This window comes from Acidovorax benzenivorans, from assembly GCF_028680575.1.
GTDB lineage: Bacteria > Pseudomonadota > Gammaproteobacteria > Burkholderiales > Burkholderiaceae_C > Acidovorax > Acidovorax benzenivorans.
On the sequence record NZ_JAPCKI010000018.1, the window covers coordinates 45,791 to 65,992 of the forward strand.

19 protein-coding genes are annotated in these 20,202 nt (G+C 65.0%); 4 read left to right on the forward strand and 15 right to left on the reverse strand.

Annotated features, from left to right (window positions below):
* Window positions 1-12: 12 nt before the first annotated feature.
* The 11 genes from OIN59_RS21580 to OIN59_RS21630 all read right to left on the reverse strand — a co-directional run bounded on the left by OIN59_RS21580 (window position 13) and on the right by OIN59_RS21630 (window position 12,032).
* A complete protein-coding gene (locus OIN59_RS21580) occupies window positions 13-1,707 on the reverse strand; it encodes an acyl-CoA dehydrogenase family protein (RefSeq protein ID WP_274113729.1) in 1,695 nt (564 codons plus the stop codon).
* Entirely contained in the window at window positions 1,704-2,156 is a 453-nt protein-coding gene (locus OIN59_RS21585) for a GNAT family N-acetyltransferase (RefSeq protein WP_274113731.1), read from the reverse strand. The genes OIN59_RS21580 and OIN59_RS21585 overlap by 4 nt, the downstream gene beginning before the upstream one ends.
* A gap of 142 nt (window positions 2,157-2,298) precedes the next feature.
* Window positions 2,299-3,315, reverse strand: a complete 1,017-nt coding sequence (locus OIN59_RS21590; protein ID WP_274113733.1) for an NADP-dependent oxidoreductase — start codon at window positions 3,313-3,315, stop codon at window positions 2,299-2,301.
* A 95-nt stretch (window positions 3,316-3,410) separates the two neighbouring features.
* Complete coding sequence (locus tag OIN59_RS21595; RefSeq protein WP_274113735.1) at window positions 3,411-3,842, reverse strand: PaaI family thioesterase; 432 nt, start codon at window positions 3,840-3,842, stop codon at window positions 3,411-3,413.
* Between the two features lie 148 nt (window positions 3,843-3,990).
* A complete protein-coding gene (locus OIN59_RS21600) occupies window positions 3,991-4,782 on the reverse strand; it encodes an SDR family oxidoreductase (RefSeq protein ID WP_056063500.1) in 792 nt (263 codons plus the stop codon).
* 182 nt (window positions 4,783-4,964) lie between these two features.
* A complete protein-coding gene (locus tag OIN59_RS21605) occupies window positions 4,965-5,174 on the reverse strand; it encodes a hypothetical protein (RefSeq protein ID WP_274113738.1) in 210 nt (69 codons plus the stop codon).
* Window positions 5,174-7,069 carry an acyl-CoA dehydrogenase gene (locus OIN59_RS21610; protein ID WP_274113740.1) on the reverse strand — a complete coding sequence of 632 codons (1,896 nt, stop codon included), beginning with the start codon at window positions 7,067-7,069 and terminating at the stop codon, window positions 5,174-5,176. The genes OIN59_RS21605 and OIN59_RS21610 overlap by 1 nt, the downstream gene beginning before the upstream one ends.
* A 115-nt stretch (window positions 7,070-7,184) precedes the next feature.
* Window positions 7,185-7,685: a PaaI family thioesterase gene (locus OIN59_RS21615; protein WP_274113742.1), complete on the reverse strand. Its 501-nt coding sequence runs from the start codon at window positions 7,683-7,685 to the stop codon at window positions 7,185-7,187.
* Between the two features lie 3 nt (window positions 7,686-7,688).
* Entirely contained in the window at window positions 7,689-8,864 is a 1,176-nt protein-coding gene (locus OIN59_RS21620; protein WP_274113744.1) for an acetyl-CoA C-acyltransferase, read from the reverse strand.
* A 41-nt stretch (window positions 8,865-8,905) separates the two neighbouring features.
* Window positions 8,906-11,005: a 3-hydroxyacyl-CoA dehydrogenase NAD-binding domain-containing protein gene (locus OIN59_RS21625; RefSeq protein ID WP_274113746.1), complete on the reverse strand. Its 2,100-nt coding sequence runs from the start codon at window positions 11,003-11,005 to the stop codon at window positions 8,906-8,908.
* A gap of 139 nt (window positions 11,006-11,144) precedes the next feature.
* Complete coding sequence (locus OIN59_RS21630) at window positions 11,145-12,032, reverse strand: helix-turn-helix domain-containing protein (protein ID WP_274113748.1); 888 nt, start codon at window positions 12,030-12,032, stop codon at window positions 11,145-11,147.
* A gap of 142 nt (window positions 12,033-12,174) precedes the next feature.
* Here OIN59_RS21630 and OIN59_RS21635 point away from each other — a divergent pair, with 142 nt between their 5' ends.
* Genes OIN59_RS21635 through OIN59_RS21650 form a run of 4 tightly spaced genes read left to right on the forward strand, consistent with a single transcriptional unit; the run spans window position 12,175 to window position 16,345 of the window.
* The gene (locus OIN59_RS21635; RefSeq protein WP_274113750.1) at window positions 12,175-12,882 is read left to right on the forward strand and encodes an ABC transporter ATP-binding protein; all 708 of its coding nucleotides are present in this window, start codon (window positions 12,175-12,177) and stop codon (window positions 12,880-12,882) included.
* A complete protein-coding gene (locus tag OIN59_RS21640) occupies window positions 12,879-14,276 on the forward strand; it encodes an ABC transporter permease (protein ID WP_274113752.1) in 1,398 nt (465 codons plus the stop codon). Before OIN59_RS21635 ends, OIN59_RS21640 begins: the two co-directional genes overlap by 4 nt.
* A 27-nt stretch (window positions 14,277-14,303) precedes the next feature.
* Window positions 14,304-15,083: an outer membrane lipoprotein-sorting protein gene (locus OIN59_RS21645; RefSeq protein ID WP_274113753.1), complete on the forward strand. Its 780-nt coding sequence runs from the start codon at window positions 14,304-14,306 to the stop codon at window positions 15,081-15,083.
* Window positions 15,083-16,345: a hypothetical protein gene (locus tag OIN59_RS21650; RefSeq protein ID WP_274113755.1), complete on the forward strand. Its 1,263-nt coding sequence runs from the start codon at window positions 15,083-15,085 to the stop codon at window positions 16,343-16,345. The genes OIN59_RS21645 and OIN59_RS21650 overlap by 1 nt, the downstream gene beginning before the upstream one ends.
* A 61-nt stretch (window positions 16,346-16,406) precedes the next feature.
* Here the strand turns inward: OIN59_RS21650 and OIN59_RS21655 are convergent, their stop codons facing one another.
* From OIN59_RS21655 to OIN59_RS21670, 4 genes are read right to left on the reverse strand one after another with little or no spacing between them, the layout of a single operon-like run.
* The gene (locus OIN59_RS21655; protein ID WP_274113757.1) at window positions 16,407-17,102 is read right to left on the reverse strand and encodes an ABC transporter ATP-binding protein; all 696 of its coding nucleotides are present in this window, start codon (window positions 17,100-17,102) and stop codon (window positions 16,407-16,409) included.
* A 1-nt stretch (window position 17,103) separates the two neighbouring features.
* Window positions 17,104-17,889, reverse strand: coding sequence for an ABC transporter ATP-binding protein (locus OIN59_RS21660; protein WP_274113759.1), 786 nt, complete (start codon window positions 17,887-17,889; stop codon window positions 17,104-17,106).
* Window positions 17,890-17,891: 2 nt separating this feature from the next.
* A complete protein-coding gene (locus OIN59_RS21665; protein WP_274113761.1) occupies window positions 17,892-19,214 on the reverse strand; it encodes a branched-chain amino acid ABC transporter permease in 1,323 nt (440 codons plus the stop codon).
* A 4-nt stretch (window positions 19,215-19,218) separates the two neighbouring features.
* Complete coding sequence (locus OIN59_RS21670) at window positions 19,219-20,172, reverse strand: branched-chain amino acid ABC transporter permease (RefSeq protein ID WP_274113763.1); 954 nt, start codon at window positions 20,170-20,172, stop codon at window positions 19,219-19,221.
* Window positions 20,173-20,202: the final 30 nt, after the last annotated feature.

The following is a 20,202-nucleotide window of genomic DNA, read 5'->3' on the forward strand; positions in this document are numbered from 1 at the left end:
GTGGGGGATGGCTCAGGCCGCAAGCGCGCGGGCCAGGATGGCGTCAAGGTCCACACCTGCGCCCAGCGTGCCAAAGCTGTAGCCCCAGTCGCCGCCCAGGCGCGAATCGCAGAAAGCGCCAAACACGCTGGCTGGCGCGCTGCGGTACAGCAGTGCGGCCTGTACCGCCAAGGCCACATCTTGTGCCAGGCGGCGGGCCTCGGCTTCCGTCGTCATGGCATCCACACGCAGCGGCAGCGCGCTGGCCATGCGGTCCAGCGCCGGGTGGGCGCAGCGTGCGGGGGCCAGTTCGTCGGCCAGGGCTGCGGCCGTGTCGGCGCGGCGCACGGCGCGCAGCAGGTCCAGCGCCATGATGTTGCCCGCGCCTTCCCAGATGGAGTTGAGCGGCATCTCGCGGTAGATGCGGGCCATCACACCCTCACCGCCCTCCTCCACATAGCCGTTGCCGCCCAGGCATTCCATGGCCTCTTGGGCAAACGCGCTGCCACGTTTGCACACCCAGAACTTGGCCACGGGGGTGAGCAACCGGGCCATCACGGCCTCGTGTTCGCTCTTGTCTTTGTGGTCAAAAGCGCTCGCAAGCCTTATGGATAGAGCGGTAGCCGCTTCACTTTCAAGAGCAAGATCAGCCAGCACATTGCGCATGAGCGGTTGCTCGATGAGCTTCTTGCCAAAGGCCGAGCGCTGGCGCGTGTGGTGCAGTGCAATGCCCAGGGCCTGCCGCATGAGGCCGCTGGTGCCCAGGGCGCAATCGAGCCGCGTCATGGTGCCCATCTCCAGGATCTGCGCTACGCCCCTGCCCTCCTCGCCCACGCGCCATGCCATGGCGTCGATGAACTCGACCTCAGAGCTGGCGTTGGCGTGATTGCCCAGCTTGTCTTTCAGGCGCTGGATGCGGATCGTGTTGACCGCACCTTGTCCGCCATCGGGCAGCACGCGCGGCAGGAAGAAGCAGGTGAGCCCGCCGGGCGCCTGCGCCAGGATCAGGAACGCGTCGCACATGGGCGCCGAGAAGAACCACTTGTGGCCGGTGATGCGGTAACGCGGCCCCCAGGCATCTTCGCCATCAGGCACGGCCTGCGTGGTGTTGGCGCGCACGTCCGACCCGCCCTGCTTCTCGGTCATGCCCATGCCCATGGTGAGCGCGGTTTTTTGCGAGAACAGCGCCAGGCGCGGGTCGTACTGCGTGCCGGTCAGGCCCTTGCCCCAGTCGGCCCATACCGCCGCGTTGCCCCCTGCACTACGCAGGGCGGGCGTGACGGCGTAGCTCATCGACACGGGGCACAACACCGAGGGCTCAGCCTCGGTGAACAGCATGAAGCCCGCAGCGCGCTCGATGTGCGCATGGGCGGTGTCCGTACGCGACCACGGCGTGGCGTGCAGGCCGTGGCGCAGGGCCGCACCCATCAGCGCGTGGTAGCTGGGGTGGAACTCCACCACGTCCGTGCGGTGGCCAAAGCGGTCGTGTGTGCGCAGCTGGGGCTGGTTGGTGTTGGCAAGGCGCGCATGGGTCGCCATCTCTGCCGACCCCATCTCTGCCCCCAGCGCGGTGAGGCCCGCCAGCGGCAGGCTGGGGGCGTGCAGGCGCAGCGCGTCCTGCAAGGGCTGGTTGGTGGTGAACAGGTTCACGTCCACCCGCGGCGTGCTCTGGTTGAACACGTCATGGGTGCGCGTGAGGCTGGCAGTTGGGGCGGTCGCAATGGTCATGATGGGCTCCACAACATTTCGATATGGGGAATATCGTCTTCGAGGTACACGTCCGATACGGCCACAAAACCCAGGCTGCCGTAAAAGCCCTGCAGGTGCGCCTGCGCGCTGATGCGGATGCCCTGGCCGGGAAACACCTGTTGGCAGCGGGTGATGCCCTCGGCCATCAGCGCACGGCCCGTGCCATTGCCACGCGCCTCCTTGGCGGTGACCACACGGCCGATGGAGGGCTCGGGGTAGTTCACACCCGGGTCTGCCACGCGCAGGCAGGCTTGCAGCGCGCCGGCCTCGTCATAGCCCAGCAGGTGCCACGACTGCTTGTCAGCACCGTCGGGGTCCTGGTACGGCCCCTGCTCCAGGATGAAGACCTTGCAGCGCAGGGCCAGTGCGTCGTGCAGCGCGTGCACCCCCAGGTCGTCGAACCGGGCCCAGGTCCAGCTCAAGTTCATTGCAGCATGCCCCCGCGGATTTCATGGAGCGGGCACTGCGCGACTGGCGCGACCCAAGCGAGGGCTGCCGTGCAAGGGCCGCCCCGCCGCACTGGCGGCGTCCCCTTTGGGGGGGAAGACGCGAAGCGGCTCAGGGGGGGCTTCATACCAGCTTGACCAGTTGCTTGCCAAAGTTCTTGCCTTTGAGCAGGCCCAGGAAGGCCTCGGGTGCTGCGGCGATGCCTTCAGCCACTGTCTCGCGCGGGCGCAGCTTGCCGGTGCCGACCAGCGTGCCCAGCTCCTTGAGCGCCTCGGGCCAGACTTCCATGTGCTCGCTCACGATGAAGCCTTCGACCTTCATGCGGTTGATGAGCATGAGCGCGGGGTTGGCCATGGGCAGCGGCGCGCCGTCGTAGCCAGCGATCATCCCGCACAAGGCAATGCGGCTGAAGGCGTTCATGCGCAGCATCACGGCATCCATGATCCAGCCGCCCACGTTCTCGAAGTAGCCGTCGATGCCGTTGGGGCAGGCTTCCTTGAGCGCTTTGGACATGGCCTTCACATCGCTGTGTTGCTTGTAGTCGATGCAGGCGTCAAAGCCCAGTTCCTCGACTGCATATTTGCACTTGTCAGCACCGCCCGCAATGCCCACCGCGCGGCAGCCACGGGCCTTGGCCAGCGCGGCGAAGGCGCTGCCCACGGCGCCGGTGGCAGCGCTCACCACCACGGTGTCGCCTTCCTTGGGAGCAATGATCTTGACTAGGCCGTACCACGCCGTCACGCCGGGCATGCCCACGGCGCCCAGGTAGTGCGACAGCGGCACATGGGTGGTGTCCACCTTGCGCAGCGCGCCGGGCTGCTCGGCATTGACCACGCTGTACTCCTGCCAGCCACCCATGCCCACGACCTTGTCGCCCACGGCGTACTTGGGGTGCTTGCTTTCGGCCACTTCGCCCACGGTGCCGCCGATCATGACTTCGCCCAGGCCTTGCGAGGCGGCGTAGCTCTTGCTCTCGTTCATGCGGCCGCGCATGTAGGGGTCCAGGCTCAGGTAATGGTGGCGCACCAGCACCTCGCCGTCCTTGAGCGCGGGCGTGTCCGTGGCCACCAGCTTGAAGTTGCTGGCCACTGCTTCGCCCTGAGGACGGTTGTCGAGAACGATTTGTTGGTTGCGTGGCATGAGAGGCTCCTTCAGAATGTCTATCACTATGAATTCAATAGCTACTAGCGCTTATGGATAAAGCGCCAGAGGCCAATTTGACTTAAAAACTGTGCTCAATCGGTGGAAATGACCTTGAGGTCATTCACATTGCGCCCATCGACCGGCAGGCGCCGCACGTACTTGAAGGTGCCGGTGGCATGGCAGCACACCTTGCCTTGGGCGTCATACACCGTGCCCTCGGTAAACGCCATGGTGGCCGTGCGGTGAATGAGTCGCCCCTTGGCCACCAGCGGCCCGCGTGCGGGCTGCATGAAGCTGGTCTTCATCTCGATGGTGACTACGCCCATGTCAGGCGTGTCGCTGCGCGCCGCAGTGGCCATGGTCACATCCAGCAGCGTCATCGACGCGCCGCCGTGGGTCACGGCAAACGAGTTCAGATGCTCGGGTTGGGCTTCGTAATGCAGCTCGGACTCGCCGCCCTCCATACGGTGCAGCGTGAAGCCCAGGTGGCTGACAAAGGGAATTTCGACACCGAAACTTTTCAAGATTGATTCCTTTGGGAACTGGGGTTAGCAACTGGCGGGGGCCCAGGCCAGGGACGCAGAGCAAGGGCCGCCCCGCAGCGAGTGCGTCGTCCCCCTTCCCGGCGCAGCCGAGAGAAGGGGGAAGCGGCGCAGCCGCTCAGGGGGATGTTCACCCTCCAGTCACGATACTCACGCCCCCATCCACCGCCAGCCACTGGCCGGTGATGTGTTTGCCCGCGTCAGACGCATACAGCGCGCACAAGCCCTTCAAGTCTTCATCATCCCCCAGACGGCCCAGTGGGGCGTGGGCGGCCAGGGCTTCTTCACCCATGGCCTTGAGCGTGCCCACCGTCATCTTGCTGGGGAAGAAACCCGGGCAGATGGCGTTGACGCGGATGTTGTACGCGCCCCATTCGGCCGCCAGTGCGCGCGTGAAGTTGATCACCGCGCCCTTGGAGGTGTTGTAGGCAATGGTGTTCATGCCCTTGGGGTTGCCGCCCAGGCCAGCAATGGACGCCACGTTGATGATGCTGCCGCTGCGGCGGCCGATCATGCTGTGCTTGGCGATGTGCTGGCTCAGGATGAAGTAGCCGCGCACGTTGAGGTTCATCACCTTGTCCCAGGCCTCCACGGGGTGGTCTTCGGCCGGGGAGCCCCAGGCCGCGCCTGCGTTGTTGACCAGGATGTCCACATGGCCCAGGCGCTGCAGCGTCTCGTCGGCCAGGCGGCGGATGTCTTCTTCCTTGGCGCAGTCGGCGGCGATCCAGCGCGCGTCGATGCCTGCGGCCTGCAGGTCGGCAGTGGCTTCTTCCAGGTCGGACGCCTTGCGCGAGCTGAGCACGATCTTGGCGCCCGCCTCGCCCAGCGCGTGGGCCAGTTGCAGGCCCAGGCCGCGCGAGCCGCCGGTGACCAGCGCGGTCTTGCCCGTCAGGTCAAACAGTTGTTGGATGGTGCGTGTCATGTGAATGTCTCCTTGGTTTTTTGGCAGTCAGTGGATGTTCTCGGCCCAGGGCCCGGCGCTGGGGTGCGCCTGCTCCGGGGTGTAATACAGCAACCATTGTGCGGTGCCAGAAGGCTGCATTGTGTCGCCGCCGCGTCCGCTCCGCACGGGGCCAGCCAGGTGGCTGCAGCGGTGCCGCTGCGTCAGCTTTGCGAGTCTGCCTTGAGCCGCGCACGCACGGCGATCAGCACCACGCCCACGGTAGCCACCACGCCTCCACCCACCATCAGCACCCAGCCCGTGGCCGCATCGGTGCGGGCGGTGGCAATGCCCAGCACCAGCGTGAGCAGGCCGCCGTAGATCAGCGCCCAGATGATTTTTTGCAAGCGCTGCAGGGTGCGCGCGGCGGCCATCAGAACGCCTCTTCAGGAAAGCTGGCGCAGGTCGCGTCGCGTGCACTGACCACTTGCAGCCAGGCACCGATCTTGGGCAGCTCGTAGTGGAAGAAGAAGCGCATGGCCCCCATGCGGCCCACGCTGGTGGGCTGCGCCAGTGCTGTATCGGCCGCCAGTGTGGCCAGGGCCACGTCCAGCCACACCCAGGCCAGCACCGTGTGGCCAAAGGCCTGCATGTAAGGCACCGCATTGGCCAGCGCGTCGGCGGGTTGCCCCGTGGCCCAGGCGGCCTTGGTGGCTGCGCCCACCTGCTGCAGCGCCGCGCCCAGCGCGTTGGCGTGGGCCGCCAGCGCGGGCACCTGGATGGCACGTTCGATGGTGGCGTTGATGCGACCTGCCAGCAGTTGCAGGCCGCGCCCGCCTTCCATCAGCACCTTGCGGCCCAGCAGGTCCATGGCCTGGATGCCGTGGGTGCCTTCGTGGATCATGTTCAGGCGGTTGTCGCGCCAATACTGCTCCACCGGGAAGTCGCGCGTGTAGCCGTAGCCACCGTGGATCTGGATGGCCAGGCTGTTGGCCTCCAGACACCATTCGCTGGGCCAGCTCTTGGCAATGGGGGTCAGCACCTCCAGCAGCAGGCGCGCCTCGTCAGCCGACGCAGCATCGCCCGTGTGTTGCTCGTCCACCAGCCGCGCGCAGAACAGGTTGAGCGCCAAGGCGCCCTCGCCATACGACTTTTGCGCGAGCAGCATGCGCTTGACGTCTGCATGCTCGACGATGCGCACCTGGGGCTGAGCGGCGTCCTTGACCACGGCCGCAGCGCCATCCTTGGGGCCCTGCACGGGGCGGCCCTGGGGGCGGTTCTTGGCGTAGTCCAGGCTGGCGTAGTAGCCCGCCAGGCCCAGCATGGTGGCGGCCATGCCGATGCCAATGCGCGCCTCGTTCATCATGTGGAACATGCAGTGCAGGCCCTTGCCGGGCTGGCCGACCAGGTAGCCCACAGCGCCGCTACCGGCGCCGTCCAGGCCTGCCCCGGCCTCGCCATTCACGGGATACTTGCCTTCGCCAAAGTTCAGCAGCGTGTTCGTGGTGCCACGCCAGCCCAGCTTGTGGTTCAGCCCCGCCAGCGCCACGTCGTTGCGCACGCCGGTCAGTTGGCCGTTGGTGTCCACCAGCTTCTTGGGCACGATGAACAGCGAAATGCCCTTGGTGCCCGGCACCAGCTTGCCATCCGGCCCCGGGATCTTGGCCAGCACCAGGTGCACGATGTTTTCGGTCATCTCATGGTCGCCCGAGCTGATCCACATCTTGTTGCCCTTGAGGCGGTAGCGGGGCCCGAGCGGGTCGCTCTCAAAGCCCTCGCCATCCGGCACGGCACGCGTGGCCACGTCCGACAGGGACGAGCCCGCCTGCGGCTCCGACAGGCACATGGTGCCCGACCAGCGGCCGTTGAATTCATTGAGCGCAAACACCTGCTTTTGCAGGTCGGTGCCATGCACCATGAGCAGGTTGGCGTTGCCCGAGGTCAGCAGGTTGGAGCCAATGCTGATCGACGCGGCCGCAAAAAAGCTGTTGGCCGCCGCCTCCACCGTGTAGGGCAGCTGCATGCCGCCAATGTCGTAGTCCTGCGCGGCGCTAAGCAGGCCCGACTCGGCGTAGGCGCGCCGTGCTTCGTAGGTGGCCTGCGGCAGCACCACGCGCAGCGTGCCGTCGGGCTCGGTCTCGGTGCGGGGTTCTTCGGTGTCCACCACGCGGTTGAACGGCGCGTACTTCTCTCGGGCGATGCGCTCGGAGGTGTCGAGCACCGCGTCGAAGGTTTCGCGGGAGTGGTCCGCAAAACGCTCACGGGCTTGCAGCTTCTCGGCGTTCAGCCACTGGTAGAGCAGGAAATCGACGGTGGGACGTAGGCTCATGGCATTTCAGGGTTAAAACAGCCCCAGGCGCAGACAAATCGTGCGCCAACAGCTATCAAATAAGGAGTAAACGGCGCAGGAGTGAGGAGGAACATGCTCCCATCCTTTGCCACCATCAGGCGCCCGCTGGGGCCTGTGCCGCGTCTTCGCGCGGTGGCAGTGCGGCAATGGTGCCTTGCGCCACGGCGCACAGTTTTTCGGTGCCCGCCTGCACCACAAACACATCGCAGCGGCACACGGCCTGTGCGCGGCCATGGTGCACCGCCTGCGCGCGGGCAATGAGCAGCTCGCCCACCGCAGGGCGCAGGTAGTTGATCTTGAACTCGGAGGTCACCACCGGCACGCGCATGGCGGTGCCTCCGGCGTAGGTCAGGGCGTTGTCGGCCACATAGCTCAGCACGCCCCCGTGCACAAAACCGTGCTGTTGCAGCAGCTGGGGGGTGACGGGCAGGTGCAGTTCGCACTGCCCTGGCGACAGGGCATGCAACCGCGCCCCCACCAAAACGCTGAACGGCTGCGAAGCCAGCACCTCGCGCCCCATGGCCAGGAAGACCTCGGGCGACACCGCGACGTCAGGGATGTCGGTGCGCGGTGGCGACGAAGTCTGCCCGGACATGGCTTACAGCACCTCGAAAATGCCCGCAGCGCCCATGCCGCCGCCAATGCACATGGTCACGCACACGCGCTTGGCGCCACGGCGCTTGCCTTCGATGAGCGCATGGCCCGTGAGGCGCTGGCCCGACACACCGTAGGGGTGGCCCACGGCAATCGCGCCACCGTTCACGTTGAGGCGATCAGCGGGGATGCCCAGCTTGTCGCGGCAGTACAGCACCTGCACTGCGAAGGCTTCGTTCAGCTCCCACAGGTCGATGTCCTGCACCGTGAGACCCAGCTTCTTGAGCACCTTGGGCACGGCAAACACGGGGCCAATGCCCATCTCATCGGGCTCGCAGCCTGCCACGGCAAAACCGAGGAAACGGCCCAGGGGCTTGAGGCCCTTCTTGCTGGCGTACTCTTCGCTGGTGACCACGCAGGCACCGGCGCCGTCGGAGAACTGGCTGGCGTTGCCAGCCGAGATCAGGCCGCCTGGCAGCGCCGAGCGCAGGCCGCTGATGGCCTCTACCGTCGTGCCTTCACGCGTGCCTTCGTCGCGGCTCACGGTCACTTGCTTGGTGATCAGGCCCAAGGTCTTGTCGGCCACACCGGTCGTCACCGTGATGGGGGCGATTTCGGCATCGAACAGGCCGGCGGCCTGCGCAGCGCAGGCCTTTTGCTGGCTGGCCGCACCGTACTCGTCCATGGCTTCGCGGCCGATGTTGTAGCGCTTGGCCACTTGCTCGGCGGTCTGCAGCATGCTCCAGTAGATCTCGGGCTTTTGTTTGGCCAAGGCCAGGTCCTGGATCATGTGCAGGTTCATCTCCTGCTGCACGCAGGAGATGCTTTCGACACCACCGGCCACATACACATCAGCCTCGCCCGCGATGATGCGCTGGGCAGCCATGGCAATGGTCTGCAGGCCCGACGAGCAGAAGCGGTTGACGGTGACGCCGGAGGCCGTGATGGGCAGCCCCGCCTTCAAGGCGATCTGGCGTGCGATGTTGCTGCCGGTGGCGCCTTCGGGCGTGGCACAACCCATGATGACGTCGTCCACGTCAGCGCCGTCGATGCCGGCGCGCAATACGGCGTGCTGCACGGCATGGCCGCCCAGTGTGGCGCCGTGCGTCATGTTGAACGAACCCTTCCAGCTCTTGGCGAGTGGCGTGCGGGCGGTGGAAACAATCACTGCGGAGGTCATGTGAATTCCTTTGATTTTGTAGATGGATGCACGCGGGCTATTTACTGGAAGGCCTTGCCTTCGGCGGCCAGCTTGGCCAGCAGCGGAGCGGGCTTCCAGAACGCTGCGTCATCCAGCGGGTTCTTGGCAAAACGGTCCATGGCCTGCACCACGTTGAACAGCCCCACTTCGCTGGCGTAGTGCATGGGGCCGCCACGGTGAATGGGGAAGCCGTAACCGGTCAGGTACACCATGTCGATGTCGCCGGACTTGCTGGCGATGCCGTCTTCGAGGATGTGCGCGCCTTCGTTGACCAGGGCGAACACCAGGCGCTGCACGATTTCTTCGTCCGAAATCTTGCGGGGCGTGATGCCGAGTTCCTTGCGGTGGTCTTCGATCATCTTGTTGACCAGGTCGCTCGGGATCGCATCTCGCTTGCCAGCCTGGTAGTCGTACCAACCTGCGCCGGTCTTCTGGCCGAAGCGGCCCAGCTCACACAGCTTGTCGGCCGTGCGGCTGTACTTCATGTCGGCACGTTCCACAGAGCGGCGCTTGCGGATGGCCCAGCCGATATCGTTGCCAGCCAGGTCGCCCATGCGGAAAGGGCCCATGGCAAAACCGAACTTCTCGACGGCCTTGTCCACCTGTTGCGGGGTGCAGCCTTCGTCCAGCAGAAAACCCGCCTGGCGGCTGTACTGCTCGATCATCCGGTTGCCGATGAAGCCGTCGCACACGCCCGAGACCACCGAGGTCTTCTTGATCTTCTTGCCGATCGCCATCACGGTGGCCAGCACGTCCTTGGCGGTCTCTTTGCCGCGCACTACTTCCAGCAGCTTCATCACGTTGGCAGGGCTGAAGAAGTGCATGCCTACCACGTCCTGCGGACGCTTGGTGAAGGCGGCGATCTTGTCCACATCGAGCGTGGAGGTGTTGGAGGCCAGGATGGCGCCGGGCTTGGCCACGGCGTCGAGTTGCTTGAACACGGCCTCCTTGACGCCCAATTCTTCAAACACGGCTTCGATGATGAGGTCGCAGTCCTTGAAGTCGTCGTAGGAGAGCGTGGTGCTCAGCAGGGCCATGCGCTGCTCGTACTTGTCTTGCTTGAGCTTGCCCTTCTTGACCTGGGCTTCGTAGTTCTTCTTGATCGTGGCCACGCCACGGTCCAGGGCTTCCTGCTTCATTTCCAGAATCTTGACGGGGATGCCCGCGTTCAGGAAGTTCATGGAGATGCCGCCACCCATGGTGCCGGCGCCAATCACGCCCACCAGCTTGATGTCGCGCTTGGGGGTGTCGGATGCGACATCAGGAATCTTGGAGGCTGCACGCTCGGCCATGAACAAATGGCGCAGTGCACGCGACTCGGGCGTCCACATCAGGTTGATGAAGATCTCGCGCTCGACCAGCATGCCTTCAGCAAACTTCTTCTTGGTGGCCGCTTCGACCGCGTCCACGCACTTGGCGGGCGCAGGGAAGTTCTTGGCCATGCCCTTGACCATGTTGCGCGCGAACTGGAAATACGCGTCGCCTTCGGGGTGCTTGCAGGGGAAGTTGCGCACCAGGGGCAGCGGGCGGGCATCTGCCACGCTTTGTGCAAACGCCAGGGCTTCTGCGGCCAGCGATTCGGCCGACGCAGCCATCTTGTCAAACAGCTTCTGGCCGGGCACAGCGCCGATCATTTCACTCTTGACGGGCTCGCCGCTCACGATGAGGTTGAGCGCGGCTTCAACACCAATCACGCGGGGCAGGCGCTGCGTACCACCTGCGCCAGGGATCAGGCCCAGCTTGACTTCGGGCAGTGCAATCGAGCAGCCAGGCGCTGCGATGCGGTAGTGGCAACCCAGGGCCAGCTCCAGCCCGCCGCCCATGGCGACGCTGTGCATGGCAGCCACAACGGGCTTGGCCGAGTTTTCAATGGCGGCAATCACCGACAACAGGTTGGGTTCTTGCAGCGACTTGTCGGTGCCGAACTCCTTGATGTCGGCACCGCCAGAGAACGCACCACCGGCACCGGTGATGACGATGGATGTGACGGCACCGTCGGCATTGGCCTTGTTCAGGCCCTCGACGATGCCCTGGCGGGTGGACAGGCCCAGGCCGTTCACAGGCGGATTGGCCAGCGTGATCACGGCGACATTGCCGTGGACTTTGTATTCAGCGGTCATGCTGTTGTTCCTTGGTAAGTGGGAAAAGAACGGTCGTGCGATTTTCATTGTAGAGGCTGACCGCTCATTGACCAGAGAGCCATGTCTCTATTGGGACAAATGCCACGCAGCCTCCCCCGCCCACCGGGGTACGGACGACCTAATCCAAGGAAGCACTCACCCCAAAAGCCCACAGCCGGTAAGCCCAAAAACTCTCGTCACGCTGCATCAAGCGGTACAGTTCGCCCGGCGCGTAGCCTGTAATACGCCGGGACTCTCGACACATGTGGGACTGGTCCGCGTAGCCGCTGGCATCGGCAATGTCCCCCCAGCGCACAGCGCCGTCCTGGTGCGCCTGTGCGCCCTCAAAGAAGGCGCGCTCCGAGCGGCCCAGCCCATGCAGGTTGCGCTGCGTTTGTCCGGTCCATTGCTTGATGCGGCGCTCGGCTTGGCGCAGGCTGCGGCCCAGGCCTGAGCTGGCGGCGCGCAGGGCCACGCTGCGCGACCAGTCGGTGAGCAGGTGGCTGTGCAGCGCCGACGCGGGTCGCGACTGCTGCCAGCGCGGCAACAGAAAGGACTCGACCAGTGCCACACGCTGCTCGTCGTCGGCCGCCTGCGCCACCTGGGCAAACATCGCCTGCCATTCGGCATCGAAGACCTCTTGCGCCGGAATGATGCGGTCCAGCAGCGCTGCGGTGCCCAGCCCTGTCATGTGTGCCAGCGCATCGGGCATGAGCAGTACCGAGAAAGCGTGCATGGGGCCGGGGTTCCAGCTGATGGTGGGCCGGGTGAAGGGGCCGCACAGGGTGGCAGCGGCAATGGGTGTGCGCGGGCTGTGGGGCTGCGCCGGTGCACCTGGCGCCAGCAGATGGCATTCGCCCTGCAGGTACCACAGCAGGGTACAGGTAGGAACTGCCGGCAAACGGTTGTAGCGCTGTGACTCCTCCAGCGCCACGGACAGAGTGTCCCGCGCTACCACCCCACGAACGCAGGATGCAAGGGCGCTGCCCGGAAGCCACAGCTCGGAACGCGCATCGCTGTAGGTCATGCCGAGTTCCCTGGGCCAGGCTGGCACTTTGCGCAAATGGTGGTACAGCGGAGGTGCTGCAGGCGGCGATGTCGAAATCATTCAATACACCCTATGGGTGGGATTCTTACGATGGGCGCCATGCACCAAGAAGGAAGTCTGCATGTACCCAGTGAGTTTACGCAACGTGGGCAAAACCTACCGGCTGGACACCGTGACCGTGCCTGCCCTGAGTGGGGTGAGCATCGATATCCGGCCCGGCCGCTTCACCGTGCTGTGCGGGCCTTCAGGCAGTGGCAAGACCACGCTGCTCAACATGATGGGCTGCATCGACCGGCCCGATGCGGGTGAAATCCTGGTCGATGGGCAAGCGGTGCAGTCCATGGCGGACGATGCGCTGTCGGACTTTCGGGCGCGGCGCATCGGGTTTGTGTTTCAGAATTTCAATCTCTTGCCGGTGCTGACCGCCTTTGAGAATGTGGAATACCCGCTGGTGCTGGCCGCCGTGCCGTTGGCCCAGCGCAAAGAGCGGGTGCACGCGCTGCTGCACGCCGTGGGCCTGGCAGATCGCGCTGGCAACCGCCCAGGGCAACTGTCGGGCGGGCAGCGCCAGCGTGTGGCCATTGCCCGTGCCCTGGCCACCGAGCCCGCGCTGGTGCTGGCCGACGAGCCCACCGCCAACCTCGATAGCCAGACCGGCGCCGAGATCATTGCCCTGATGCGCAACCTGCAGCGGGCGCGCGGGGCGAGCTTTGTGTTCTCGTCGCACGACCCCATGGTGCTGGCCCAGGCCGACGACGTGGTACGCATCCGCGATGGCCGCATCGAGTCCATCGAGCAACGCGACACCAGCACAGAGGTGGCAGCATGAACCTCTGGCACCTCGCACTGCGCAACCTGCTGCGCAACCGCCGCAGATCACTTGCTACCCTGCTGGCCATGGTGGTGGGGCTGACCGCCATCTTGTTGTTTGGCGGCTACCGTTCCAACATTTTGTATGGCATGGAAACCGGCTTTGTGCAGTTCAGCGGCCATCTGCAGGTGCAGCAGCGCGGCTATTTTGTGGATGGTGGTGACAACCCCACGGCCTACGGGATCGCGGGCTACCAGCACATCATCGACACCATTGGCAGCGATCCGGAGTTGGCGCCGATGCTGCGTGTGGTGACGCCCACGCTGCAACTGGGCGGCATTGCGGGACACATGGAATCGGGAAACACACGCTCAGTGCTGGCCAACGGCCTGGTTCCGCAAGAATACAACCGGCTGATGCAATGGAACGACTACGGTATGGTCAGCTACGCCCAGCCCCTGGCTTTGGAGGGCACGGCACCGGATACCGCCGTCATCGGGACTGGCGTGGCGCGCAAGCTGCAACTGTGCGCTGCCTTGCATGTACCCGATTGCACCAATGCCCGCGCACCCGCTGCCAAGCAGGGCGCCGACACCCCTGTCGTGCCCGAAGATGTGGCGGCGCTCTCGGCCCTTGAGAGAACCTCGAATGACCAACGAGCCCCCACCCGCATCGAGATGCTGGTGGCCACGGCCCGGGGCGCGCCCAACGTGGCCAGCCTGCAAGCCGTCAAAGCCGTCAATCTGGGAGTCAAGGCGATTGACGACATGTACCTTGCCATGCATCTGCCACAGGCCCAGCGCCTGCTTTACGGCGCGCAACAGCCCGAGGTCACCTCCATCGTGGTGCAACTGCACCATACCGCCCAGTTGCCTGCGGCACGCGCACGGCTGCAAGCGCTGCTGGGCCAGCAGTTTGCGGCGCAGGATCTGGACGTGCTGGACTTTCGCACGCTGAACCCGATGTTCGGGCAGACCGATGAATTCATGGCCTCCATGTTCGGCTTCATCGCGCTGCTGATCGCGGTGATCGTGTTGTTCACCATTGCCAACACCATGGGCACTGCCGTGGTGGAGCGCACGGTGGAAATCGGCACCCTGCGCGCCATGGGCCAGCGCTGCAGCGGCATCCGCCGCCTGTTCCTGTGCGAAGCCCTGCTGCTGGGCGCCGCAGGCACAGCACTGGGCCTGCTGGCAACCGCAGTGGTGGCCTGGGCCATCAACCACAGCGGTTGGACCTGGACGCCGCCGGGCTATTCCTATGCCTACCTGGTGCTGGTGCGGGTGTGGCAAGACCTGCCCTTGCTGGCGGGCAGCATCGTGGGCATGCTGGTGGTCACCGTGGCCTCGGCCTGGTGGCCCGCGCGGCGCGCAGCACGCATGGACATCGTGGACGCACTGCGCCACGCGTAATAGCGATTCAATTCAAGGCAGCCCGTCATGCAAAGACGCCCTCTCCTGGCCCTCCCCCTGGCAGCGCTGGCCCCGTGGTGCGGCACGTCCTTTGCCGCACCCGACCCTCAAGCCGTTCTGGCTGCCAGCGATGCCATCCGCAACCCGGATTTTTCTTTCCGGCTGGTCAACACCCTGGTCGAATACCGACAGGGGCGGCAGACCGACAGCAGCCAGCTCGCCGTGTACTCCCGGCCAGATACCGTGGGTGGGCAGTTCCGCAGCTTGGTGCGCTACCTGGCCCCCGCGCGCGATGTGGGGAAACTCATCCTCTACAACGGCAAGGACCTGTGGTTCTACGACCCGGCCAGCCAGGCCAGCATCCGCCTTTCGCCGCAACAGCGCCTGCTGGGGCAGGCGTCCAATGGCGACGTGGTCACCGTTAATTTCGCGCGCGACTACCGCGCCACCAGCGCCGAGGAGGAGCCAGTGCAGGACGGCGACCGCCAGCCTCGGCACGGCCTGAAGCTGCTGCTGGAGGCCGCCATGCCCGATGCAAGCTACCAGCGCATCGAGATGTGGGTGGACGCCACCAGCCACCAACCGGTGAAGGCGCGCTTCTACGCGCAGAGTGGCGCGCTGCTCAAGACCGCCTACTACCGCCGCTACCAGACGGTGTTCGGCGCCGAGCGGCCCACCGAGACCGTGATCATCGACGGCCTGGACCCGGGCTGGGTGACGGTGATGCGCTATGGCGCCTGGGTGCGGCGCGAGGTTCCGGAGGCCTGGCTGCAGCGCGATTACCTGCCGCGCTTTAGGCCCGAATGATGCGCGCGCTGTGCACCGCCCTGCTGCTCTGCGCCTGCCGCGCCGCCGTGGCCAATGACAGCGACCTGGACGCGCTGACGCTGGCCGACGAAGCCCCTGTCACGGCCCCCACGCCTGTCCGCACCCGCGCCTGGCGCGCTTTTACCGAGGCGGCGGGCACATCGGCCCGGCCCCGGGGCGGCGGCCCGGCCCGGCACGAGGGCCGGTTGTCGCTGGACCTGCGCCTGGAGCATGCGGGCGACGGCCCCTGGCGCGCCGTGGCGGCCAGCCGGCTCGACCTGCGCTCGCGGCCCGGCGTCTTCGAAGACCATGCCGTACACACGCTGAAGGAGGCCTACCTGAGCCACACCGCCGCGCAAGACACTGTGCTGGACATCGGACGCATCAACGACCGCCAGGGCGTGGCCCTGGGCTACAACCCCACGGACCTGTTCCGCGATGGCGCCGTGCGCTCGGCCGTGTCGATGGACCCGGCCAGCCTGCGCGAGAACCGGCAAGGCAGCGCCATGCTGCGGGCGCAGCACCTCTGGGACGGCGGCGCGTTCGCACTGGCTCTTTCGCCCCGGCTGGCCGAGCGCAGCGCGCCGCGCGGTGGCTGGAACCTGGACTGGGCCGCCACCAACCACCGCCACCGCGCGCTGCTGAGCTATACCCAGCGCTGGAGCGAAACGCTCAGCCCGCAATGGCTGCTCCTGGCCCAACAGGGCCAGCCCACACAAGCAGGGCTGAACCTCTCCGGCCTGATCAGCAACGCCACCGTGGCCTATCTGGAATGGTCCGGAGGGCCTTCGTCCACGCTGCCAGACCAGGCGCTGGAGCGTGCCGCACCCACGCCCTGGCGCAACCGCTTGGCCGTGGGAGCCACCTACACCACGGCGTCGCGGCTCTCATTCACGGGCGAGGCGCACTACAACGGCGCCGCGCCCGGGCGGGCCGCCTGGCAGGCCCTGCGCGCGGGGCCGCCTCTGCAGTATGCGCAGTATCGCCTGTGGGCTCTCAAGGCGCAGGAGCCGCCCACGCGGCATGCGCTGTTCTTCCATGCGGCGTGGAAGGACGCCTTCGTGCAGCGCCTGGACCTAGGCGCCCTGCTCCACCTGGACCGCATCGACACCAGCCGCCGCTTCTGGATCGAAGCCCGCTACCGCGCCGACACGTTTGACCTCGCCTTACAGTGGCAGCGCAGCCAGGGCACACCGCTGAGCCAGTTCGGCGCCTGGCCCGAATCCGGGCGCTGGGAGTTGACACTGCGGCGCTATTTCTGAGGCCAAGAAAAACGCCCCGCGCGCGCATGGCGGCAGGGCGTCTGCTGGGCGCGGGAGTGCCTCACACCTCAAGCCATTCTTTGCGGATGTAGTTGTCGGCCCGCAGGCTGTCCGGCGTGCCCTGGAACACGATGGAGCCGTGGCCCATCACCAGTGCGCGGTCCGAGATCTTCATCGCGATGGTGAGTTTCTGTTCGATCAGTAGCACAGAGACACCGCGTGACTTGATGGTCTGCAGATACTGCCCCACCAGCTCGACGATCTTGGGCGCCAGGCCCTCGGTGGGCTCGTCGATGATGATGAGGTCGGGGTCGCCCATGAGCGTGCGGCACAGGGTCAGCATCTGCTGCTCGCCGCCCGACATCACGCCCGCCTCGGTGTGCTGGCGCTCCTTGAGGCGCGGGAACATCTCGTACATGTCGTCAAACGACCAGCGGCTGTTCTTGCCATTGCCCTTTTGGCCCAGCATCAGGTTCTGGTGCACGGTGAGGTTGGGGAACACATCGCGGCTTTCGGGCACGTATCCCACTCCCAGGTGGGCGATCTCATAGGCCTTCTTGCCATTGAGGTCCTGGCCCTTCCAGTTCAGGGTGCCCTCCCAGTCCACCAGGCCCATGATGGCCTTGGCGGTGGTGGAGCGGCCCGAACCGTTGCGCCCCAGCAGGGCCACGATTTCACCGGGTTGCACGTCAAAGGTCACACCATGCAGCACATGGCTTTTGCCGTAGTAGGCGTGGAGATTTTCGATTTTCAGCATGTCAGTGTCCTGCCCCTTGCTCGTCCGCAACCACCGAGCCCAGATAGGCCTCTTGCACGCGCTGGTTGGCGCGCACCTTGTCGGGGGTGTCAAAGGCAATCACCTCGCCATAGACCACCACGGCGATCTTGTCGGCCAGGCCAAACACCACGCCCATGTCGTGCTCCACCGTCAGCAGCGTGCGGCCTTCGGTCACTTCCTTGATGAGGTGGATGAAGCGCGAGGTCTCGGTCTTGCTCATGCCGGCCGTGGGCTCATCCAGCAGGATCACATTGGCACCACCGGCGATGGTGATGCCAATCTCCAGCGCGCGCTGCTCGGCATAGGTGAGGTTCATGGCCAGCGTGTCGCGCTTCTTGTCGAGCTTGATCATCTCCATGAGCTGCTTGGCACGCTCGTTGGCGTCATGCAGACTCGACAGGAAACGCAGGAACGTGTACTTGTAGCCCATGCTCCACAGCACGCCGCAGCGCAGGTTTTCAAACACGCTCAGTTTGGGGAAGATGTTCGTGATCTGGAAGCTGCGTGACAGGCCGCGCCGGTTGATCTCGTACGGCGCCATGCCATTGATGCGCTGGCCGTTCAGGATCACATCCCCGCTGGTGGGTGCAAAGCGCCCACTGATCAGGTTGAACAGCGTGGATTTGCCCGCGCCGTTGGGGCCGATGATGGCCACCCGTTCGCCCGGCGCCACCGCCAGGTTGGCGCCACGGATGATCTCGGTCTTGCCAAAACTCTTGCGCAAGTCGCGCAGTTCAAGCGCATAGGTTGCGTTGTCAGCCGCCATGGTTACAAAGCCTCCCCGCGCTTGATTTCATGTTCTATTTCTTCCTGAATCCTGCTCCACTGGCGCAAAAACTGGCGGCGGCAGAGTTCAAACAGGGCAAAGCCCGTCACCATCACAAACACCGCGCCAAACCAGCTGGTAAAGCCCTTGGCATTGAGCGTGGCCCCCAGGAAGGTGAGCTCTGACCCCAGCGCCGCATTGAGCTGCAGGTGGTAGGTCATCTCGATCATGCAGGCCGCCCCCATCACCCCCACCAGAGCGGTACCGCCCAGCGCCAGGTACGAGGTCCACAACTGGCGCAGCTTGCCGAACTTGGCCAGGCGCAGGTTCATCATGATCAGGCTGGCCACGCCACCGGGCGCGTACATCACCATGAACAGGAACACCAGACCCAGGTACAGCAGCCAGGCCTTGGACAGCTCGGACAGCAGCACCGATGCCAGCACCAACAGCACCGCACCGATGATGGGGCCGAAGAAGAACGTGGCGCCGCCCAGAAACGTGAACAGCAGGTAGCCGCCCGAGCGCACAACGTTCAGACTGTCAGCCCCCGTCACGATCTCGAAGTTGATCGTGGCCAGGCCACCACCAATGCCGGCAAAGAAGCCCGCGATGATGAAGGCGAAGTAGCGCACCCGCTGCGTGTTGTAGCCGATGAACTCCACACGCTCGGGGTTGTCGCGCACCGCGTTCAGGATGCGGCCCAGTGGCGTGCCGGTGAAGGCAAACATCGCGGCCGTACACACGAAGCAGTACACGGCAATCAGGTAGTACACCTGAATGGCTGGCCCGAAGGTGATGCCGAAGAACGACTGGCCGTACACACGATCGGTGGTGATGCCGCCTTCGCCGCCGAAGAACTCGGGAAACATCAACGCCATCGAAGCCACCAACTCGCCAATGCCCAACGTGATCATGGCAAACGTGGTGCCCGACTTCTTGGTCGTGACAAAGCCCAGCAGGATGGCAAAGAACGCCCCCGCCAGCCCGCCCACGATGGGGATCAGCACCAGCGGAATGCTGAAGCTGCCTTTGCCGGCCATGTTCATGGCGTGGATGGCGATGAACGAGCCCAGGCCGGTGTACACCGCATGGCCAAAACTCAACATGCCGCCCTGCCCCAACAACATGTTGTAGGACAGGCAGATGATGATGAGGTAGCCAATCTGCGAGAGCATGGTCAGCGCCAGGCTGCTGCGAAACAGCATGGGCGCCACGATCAGTACGGCAGCAAACAGCGTCCAGATGACGAAGCGCCCGACATTCCAGGGCTTGAACCGGTAGTGCGACGTGGCACCAGAAACAGGATGAGTGGTTGAATTCATGGCATCAGTCCTCCCGCGTGCCCAACAGGCCCTTGGGGCGGAAGATCAGGATCAGCACGAGGAACAGGTACGGCAGGATGGGTGCGACCTGGGAAATCGTGAGCTTGAGCAAGGGATAGCCGAAGGTCTGGTCGGTCACTGCCACGCCCACGGCCTTGAAGACGTGGATCAGCGAGTAGTCAAGCGCCACCGCAAACGTCTGCACCACGCCGATCAGCAGCGAGGCGATGAAAGCCCCCGCCAGCGAGCCCATGCCGCCCACCACCACCACCACGAAGATGATGGAACCCACCGACGCTGCCATGGCAGGTTCGGTCACATAGGTGTTGCCACCGATCACGCCTGCAAGGCCCGCCAGCGCGGCGCCGCCACCAAACACCAGCATGAAGACGCGCGGCACGTTGTGGCCTAGCGCTTCCACCATTTCTGGGTACTTGAGGGCCGCCTGGATCACCAGGCCAATGCGGGTGCGGGTAAGCAACAGCCACACCGACAACAGCATCAGCAGCGCCAGGAGCATCACAAACGAACGCGACTTGGGAAACTGAGTGCCGTACAGAGAGAACAGCGGGCCCTGCAATTGCTCGGGCAGGCCGTAAGGCACGGTGGAGCGCCCCCAGACCAGCTGCACCACTTCCAGGATCAGGTACGACAACCCGAACGTGACCAGCAGCTCAGGCACATGGCCGAACTTGTGCACCCGGCGCAGGGCGTAGCGCTCGAACGCGGCCCCCAGCACAAACACCACGAGCGGTGCCAGCACCAGCGCGGGCCAAAAGCCCATCACCCCGGAGATGGTGAACGCGAAATAGGCACCCAGCATGTAGAAGCTGGTGTGCGCGAAGTTGAGCACGCCCATCATGCTGAAGATCAGCGTGAGGCCGGAACTCAGCATGAACAGCAGGAGCCCGTAGCTCACACCGTTCAGCAAAGAGATCACGAAAAACTCAGGATTCATTGGAATTTTTCATCACGGAGGGAAAAAAAA

What these genes read in the sequence shown, in the direction of transcription:
- OIN59_RS21580 (WP_274113729.1), bottom strand. Translation starts at nt 1,707, where the DNA reads ATGACCATTGCGACCGCCCCAACTGCCAGCCTCACGCGCACCCATGAC.
- OIN59_RS21585 (WP_274113731.1), bottom strand. Translation starts at nt 2,156, where the DNA reads ATGAACTTGAGCTGGACCTGGGCCCGGTTCGACGACCTGGGGGTGCAC.
- OIN59_RS21590 (WP_274113733.1), bottom strand. Translation starts at nt 3,315, where the DNA reads ATGCCACGCAACCAACAAATCGTTCTCGACAACCGTCCTCAGGGCGAA.
- OIN59_RS21600 (WP_056063500.1), bottom strand. Translation starts at nt 4,782, where the DNA reads ATGACACGCACCATCCAACAACTGTTTGACCTGACGGGCAAGACCGCG.
- OIN59_RS21605 (WP_274113738.1), bottom strand. Translation starts at nt 5,174, where the DNA reads ATGGCCGCCGCGCGCACCCTGCAGCGCTTGCAAAAAATCATCTGGGCG.
- OIN59_RS21610 (WP_274113740.1), bottom strand. Translation starts at nt 7,069, where the DNA reads ATGAGCCTACGTCCCACCGTCGATTTCCTGCTCTACCAGTGGCTGAAC.
- OIN59_RS21615 (WP_274113742.1), bottom strand. Translation starts at nt 7,685, where the DNA reads ATGTCCGGGCAGACTTCGTCGCCACCGCGCACCGACATCCCTGACGTC.
- OIN59_RS21620 (WP_274113744.1), bottom strand. Translation starts at nt 8,864, where the DNA reads ATGACCTCCGCAGTGATTGTTTCCACCGCCCGCACGCCACTCGCCAAG.
- OIN59_RS21625 (WP_274113746.1), bottom strand. Translation starts at nt 11,005, where the DNA reads ATGACCGCTGAATACAAAGTCCACGGCAATGTCGCCGTGATCACGCTG.
- OIN59_RS21630 (WP_274113748.1), bottom strand. Translation starts at nt 12,032, where the DNA reads ATGACCTACAGCGATGCGCGTTCCGAGCTGTGGCTTCCGGGCAGCGCC.
- OIN59_RS21635 (WP_274113750.1), top strand. Translation starts at nt 12,175, where the DNA reads ATGTACCCAGTGAGTTTACGCAACGTGGGCAAAACCTACCGGCTGGAC.
- OIN59_RS21640 (WP_274113752.1), top strand. Translation starts at nt 12,879, where the DNA reads ATGAACCTCTGGCACCTCGCACTGCGCAACCTGCTGCGCAACCGCCGC.
- OIN59_RS21645 (WP_274113753.1), top strand. Translation starts at nt 14,304, where the DNA reads ATGCAAAGACGCCCTCTCCTGGCCCTCCCCCTGGCAGCGCTGGCCCCG.
- OIN59_RS21650 (WP_274113755.1), top strand. Translation starts at nt 15,083, where the DNA reads ATGCGCGCGCTGTGCACCGCCCTGCTGCTCTGCGCCTGCCGCGCCGCC.
- OIN59_RS21655 (WP_274113757.1), bottom strand. Translation starts at nt 17,102, where the DNA reads ATGCTGAAAATCGAAAATCTCCACGCCTACTACGGCAAAAGCCATGTG.
- OIN59_RS21660 (WP_274113759.1), bottom strand. Translation starts at nt 17,889, where the DNA reads ATGGCGGCTGACAACGCAACCTATGCGCTTGAACTGCGCGACTTGCGC.
- OIN59_RS21665 (WP_274113761.1), bottom strand. Translation starts at nt 19,214, where the DNA reads ATGAATTCAACCACTCATCCTGTTTCTGGTGCCACGTCGCACTACCGG.
- OIN59_RS21670 (WP_274113763.1), bottom strand. Translation starts at nt 20,172, where the DNA reads ATGAATCCTGAGTTTTTCGTGATCTCTTTGCTGAACGGTGTGAGCTAC.